The following is a 4648-nucleotide window of genomic DNA, read 5'->3' as shown; positions in this document are numbered from 1 at the left end:
GCGTCGGCCAGAACGTTCTGGCCGACGAGCGCGACTGGGCGCTGTTCCTCGATGAGGCCGACCTCACCGGCCTGCCGGATTTCGTGAAAAGCTCCATGGCCGAGGCCGCCGAAATGCGTGGCCAGAAGGGCCGCTACGCCGTCACCCTGTCGCGCTCGATCTACGAGCCGTTCTCGACCTTCTCCGAACGCCGCGATCTGCGCGAGATCGCCTTCCGCGCCTTCACCATGCGCGGCCAGAATGGCGGCGCCACCGACAACACGAACGTGGTGCGCGACATGCTGCGCCTGCGCGCCGAGAAGGCAAAGCTGCTCGGCTACGCCTCCTTCGCCGCGCTGAAGCTCGATGACACCATGGCCAAGACGCCGAAGGCCGTGCACGCGCTGCTCGATCCGGTGTGGGAAAAGGCGCTGGAGAAGGCAGCAAGCGACCAGATCGAATTGCAACGGCTGGCGACGGAGGCCGGCAGCAACGAAAAATTTGCTGCCTGGGACTGGCGTTTCTACCAGGAGAAACTGCGCGCGGAAAAATTCGCCTTCGACGAGGCGGAACTGAAGCCCTATTTGCAGCTCGACCGCATCATCGACGCTTGCTTCGATGTGGCGACACGGCTGTTCGGCATCACCTTCGAGGAGAAGAAGGGCATCGCTGCCTGGCACCCTGACGCCCGCGTCTTCGTGGTGAAAAATGCCGACGGCAGTGAGCGCGGCCTGTTCCTCGCCGACTATTTCGCGCGACCGTCAAAGCGCTCGGGCGCCTGGATGAGCGCGCTGCAGTCCGGCTACAGGCTCGGCCACGGTGCGAGCCCGGTCATCTACAACATCATGAACTTCGCCAAGCCGCCGGCCGGCGAGCCCGCGCTGCTGTCGGTCGACGAGGCGAAAACGCTGTTCCACGAATTCGGTCATGCTTTGCACGGCATGCTGACCGATGTCACCTGGCCCTCGGTAGCCGGCACCTCGGTCAGCCGCGATTTCGTCGAATTGCCCTCGCAGCTCTACGAGCACTGGCTGACCGTGCCGGCGGTGCTGGAAAAACACGCGCTGCACGTCAAGACCGGCAAGCCGATGCCCAAGGCGCTGCTCGACAAGATGCTGGCCGCGCGGACTTTTGGCGCTGGCTTTGCAACAGTAGAGTTCACCGCATCCGCGCTGATGGACATGGCTTATCACGCACGGCCGGATGCGCCTGAGGTACCACTTCGTTTCGAAACCGAAACGCTTGCAGAGCTGCACATGCCGGACACCATAGCCATGCGTCACCGCACCCCGCATTTCGGCCACGTCTTCTCCGGCGACGGCTATTCGGCCGGCTATTATTCCTACATGTGGTCGGAAGTGCTCGATGCGGACGCTTTCGCCGCCTTCGAGGAGACCGGCGACCCCTTCAACCCGGCGCTCGCCGAACGGCTGCGCAAGAACATCTACGCCGCCGGCGGTTCGAAGGATCCGGAAGAACTCTACACCGCATTTCGCGGCAAGATGCCGTCGCCCGAAGCGATGATGGTGAAGCGGGGATTGGTGTAGCACCGGATAATCTCCCCCCTCGAGGGGGAGATGGCCGCGAAGCGGCCAGAGGGGGTCGGTTCGACCGGGCTCGGCCTGCTGCGGCAGAAGAAGGTTGGCGCATTACGTCAGGCGACCCCCTCTGTCGCCTTAAGCGACATCTCCCCCTCAAGGGGGGAGATTGCCAGCATCCTTCCAAGGATCCGTCACCCTTGGCCACACCGGCCGCGTCAGCTTCTTGTAATCGGTCACCGCCGGATTGCTGGGATACGAGCTCGGCGCCGAGACATAGATGATCTCGGCGGCGATCGGCTCGAAGCCGGCGTAGAAATGGTTGGTCGACTTGATCAGCAGCATGTCCTTGGTCATCGGATCGACGCCGATGTTGGAAAAGATATCCGGCTCGAAGGTCTGTGTGCGGTTGGTGTTGAGAATGATGTCGACCTCGGTGCCTTCGAGGCGGACCAGCGCCGTCGGCCCGAGCGTCACGCGGCTTGGCCCGAAACTCTGCCAGCCCTCCGCAACCGCCTTCAGCACGCGCACGCGCGCATCGATCGGCTCGCCGGCCTGCGGCCCGGCCTTGCCGCCGAAGCGCAGGTTGATAACGGCGCCCTCGCCCGCCGCCAGGCAGAAGGTGACCGCGATCGGGTCCCAGATCGTCGCCACGGCGAACCTGTCCAGGCCACGCGCCAGCATCTGGCGCAGCACGAAGGTGCCGTCGCCGGGAACGCCGCCGCCGGGATTGTCCCAGATGTCGGCGATGACCACGGGCTTGCCCGGATTCTTTGTGCGCACAGCCAAGGCCCGGTCGATGCCGTCGGTGGCGCTCAGCATCGTCATCGCCGTCTTTTCGCGCAGCGCATAGAGTTCCCGCCCGAGCCGTTCCGCCAGCGCGTCGCCCTTGGCCTTGTCATCGTCGGTGACGACCAGGATGCGCGTGCCCATCTCGGCCACGTCGGCCGCCATGAAGCCATGGATGACCGAGACCGACAGCACACCATCCTTGCCGTGCAGCGCCTTGATGCGGTCGACGAAGGACCGCATCGGCTCGCGGCTGGGCGGCAGCACCTGGATCATGCGGCAGTCGAAACTCGAGATGACCGGCTTGATCTCGCCCCTCGCCGCCGCAATCCCAAGCTCGACGACGTGTTCGCCGCGCTCATAGAAATCGGTGTGCGGAAATTCGAGGAAGTAGGCGAAGATGTCGGAGGCCGCCACGCGCTTCGGTGTCAGATGGCTGTGCGGATCGAGTTCCACGGCGATCACCACCTGCGGCCCGACCATTGCGCGAACCCGTTCGAGCAGGTCGCCCTCGCAATCGTCATAGCCTTGCGCCACCATGGCGCCATGCAGGCCGAGGATGACGGCATCGACCGGCAGCGCTGCCTTGAGCTGGCCAAGGATCTCGTCGCGCAGCGCCTCATAGGTCTGCCGCTGCACCAGGCCGCCCGGCTCCGCCCAGGTGGCGGTGCCCTCGATGACATCGAGGCCTTCGGCCGCTGCCCGCCGGCGCAGCGCCACCATCGGCGAGGAGCACAGCGTCGGCGTGTCCGGATGTTTGCCGGGCCCGGCATAGAAGGCCATCTCGAACGAGGCCCTATCGGTCGGCACCGGCGAGAAGGTGTTGGTTTCCGTCGCCAGCGAGGCGGTGAAAATGCGCATGAAAGCTCCGTCCGTGAATAGGCGTTATTTGACCGCCCCGAGCGCCAGCCCGCGAACGAGGTAGCGCTGCAGCCAGATGAACAGGATGGCCACCGGCAAGGTCGCCAGCAACGTCGCGGCCATGACGTGGTGCCATTCGATGGTGTAGCGGCCGGCGACCAGCGAAAACACCTGGATCGGCAGCGTATAGCTTTCCTGGCTGCGCAGCATGGTGAGCGCCACGACGAATTCGTTCCAGGCATTGATGAAGGTGAAGATCGCGGTCACCGCGATCGCCGGCAGGCAGAGCGGCAGGAACACCTTGCGCAAGGTCAGCCAGCGGCCGGCGCCCTCCATCCAGGCGGCTTCCTCGAGATCGCGCGGAATGGTGTCGAAATAGCTCTGCAGCATCCACACCGTGAAGGCGACGTTGAAGGCCATGTAGATGAAGCCGAGCGCCGTCGTGCTCTCGACCAAGCCCCAGGCCGCCATCAGCCGGAACAGGCCAAGCACCAGCACGATCGGCGAGATCATCTGCGAAATCAGCAGGAACTGGCGCAAGGCGCCGTAGCCGGCAAAGCGGAAGCGCGACATCGCATAGGCCGCCGGAACCGAGATCAGGATGGCGCCAACCGTGGCGATCACAGACACGTAGAGCGAATTGAGCAGCGCCTGGCCGAAGCCGGTCGCCACCCACATATCGGAAAAATTCGACCAGCGGAATTCGCTCGGCCACCAGGTCGGCGACAGCACTTCCTGCCTCGGCTTGACCGCGGTCAGGAACATCACCGCGAAGGGAAAGAGCGTCACCACGATCAGCGGCGCCAGCAGCAGCCAGGCGATGATGGAGCGCTTCAGCTTGCTCGTCATGTGCGTTGCTCCCGCATCGCCAGCCGCACATAGATCATGGTGAAGACCAGCAATATGGCAAACATCACCAGCGACACCGCCGATGCTTCGCCCAGCTTGCCGATGCGGAAGGCCAGCTTGTAGAGATGGGTGACCAGGATATCGGTCGAGTTGGCCGGGCCGCCCTGCGTCATCACCCAGATGATCGGGAAGGAATTGAAGACGTAGATGGTGTTGAGCACGATGGCGATGTTGATGAACGGTTTCAGGAGCGGAAAGGTGATTTCGCGGAACTGCTGCAGCGGCGTCGCCCCTTCGAGCGCCGCCGCCTCGTAGAGATCGTCCGGAATCGACGACAGCCCGCCGAGGAAGATCGTCGTCGTGAACGGCACCGTCACCAGGATACCGATCAGCACCTGCATCGGGAAAGCGGTCTCGGCGCTCGCCAGCCATTGGATGTTGTGATCGATGAGCCCGAGGCCGATCAGCGCCGAATTGAGCATGCCGCTTTCGCCGCTCAGCGCCCAGCGCCAGACCACCGCGGTCATGGTCAGCGATACCGCCCAGGGCAGCATGATGATGACGCGGGCGATGCCGCGGCCATAGAAATCGGTGTTGAGGATCATCGCCACCGGGATCGACAAGAGAAGCGC

The 4648-nt window shown here is 64.1% G+C and carries 4 protein-coding genes (1 of these 4 cut by a window edge); 1 reads left to right on the top strand and 3 read right to left on the bottom strand.

Annotation, left to right across the window (positions count from 1 at the left end; genetic code table 11):
• A protein-coding gene (locus EOC06_RS25555; RefSeq protein ID WP_128309089.1) for a M3 family metallopeptidase crosses the window boundary here: on the top strand, positions 1-1526 show its 3' portion. 544 nt of this gene lie to the left of the window's left edge; only the last 1526 of its 2070 coding nucleotides appear in the window; the start codon falls outside the window, past its left edge; the stop codon is at positions 1524-1526.
• Positions 1527-1673: 147 nt separating this feature from the next.
• Here the strand turns inward: EOC06_RS25555 and EOC06_RS25550 are convergent, their stop codons facing one another.
• The 3 genes from EOC06_RS25550 to EOC06_RS25540 form a co-directional block, all read right to left on the bottom strand.
• Positions 1674-3167, bottom strand: a complete 1494-nt coding sequence (locus EOC06_RS25550; RefSeq protein WP_128309088.1) for a M81 family metallopeptidase — start codon at positions 3165-3167, stop codon at positions 1674-1676.
• 24 nt (positions 3168-3191) lie between these two features.
• Entirely contained in the window at positions 3192-4016 is an 825-nt protein-coding gene (locus EOC06_RS25545) for a carbohydrate ABC transporter permease (protein ID WP_013528984.1), read from the bottom strand.
• Positions 4013-4648: carbohydrate ABC transporter permease (locus EOC06_RS25540; protein WP_164898731.1), on the bottom strand; the 636-nt coding region annotated here is incomplete at its 5' end. The genes EOC06_RS25540 and EOC06_RS25545, both read right to left, overlap by 4 nt.

Source organism: Mesorhizobium sp. M7A.F.Ca.MR.362.00.0.0 (assembly GCF_004023175.1).
Classification (GTDB): domain Bacteria; phylum Pseudomonadota; class Alphaproteobacteria; order Rhizobiales; family Rhizobiaceae; genus Mesorhizobium.
This window is presented reverse-complemented; position numbering and strand designations above follow the sequence as displayed.

Bases quoted from the DNA above. Each gene is read 5' to 3' on its own strand.
- EOC06_RS25550 (WP_128309088.1), bottom strand. From the start codon at position 3,167: ATGCGCATTTTCACCGCCTCGCTGGCGACGGAAACCAACACCTTCTCG.
- EOC06_RS25545 (WP_013528984.1), bottom strand. From the start codon at position 4,016: ATGACGAGCAAGCTGAAGCGCTCCATCATCGCCTGGCTGCTGCTGGCG.